The sequence below is a fragment of the Paraclostridium dentum genome, from assembly GCF_012922555.1.
GTDB classification, from domain to species: domain Bacteria; phylum Bacillota; class Clostridia; order Peptostreptococcales; family Peptostreptococcaceae; genus Paraclostridium; species Paraclostridium dentum.
On sequence record NZ_WIPK01000162.1, the window covers coordinates 1 to 362 of the forward strand.

Here is a 362-nt window from a genome sequence, read left to right on the forward strand (position 1 = left end):
TTATTGCCGTATCCAGCAGGTTTCCTGGAGAAAGGGTCAAAATGCCTGGAAGGTTGTGGTGCAAGGCAATCTTTGCTGGATACAAGCGTGGCTTGAGGAACCAACGTGAGCATACAGCATTGCTTAAAGTAGAGGGAGTCTACACCCGTGATGAAGTGGACTTTTACCTGGGGAAACGATGCGCTTACGTCTACAAGGCGAAAAAAACTACAGTAACCCCAGGTGGGAAGCCCAATAAGACCCGTGTTATCTGGGGTAAAGTCACACGTGCTCATGGAAACAGTGGCATGGTGCGTGCAAAGTTCACGAGCAACCTGCCACCCAAAGCCATCGGCCACAGGATACGCGTGATGCTGTACCCC

General features: G+C 51.1%; 1 protein-coding gene. It reads left to right on the top strand.

From position 1 onward, the window contains the following. Window positions 1–41: 41 nt before the first annotated feature. Window positions 42–362 (top strand): eL33 family ribosomal protein (locus GFJ41_RS21250; RefSeq protein WP_170076045.1); only part of this gene is annotated, 321 nt, incomplete at its 3' end.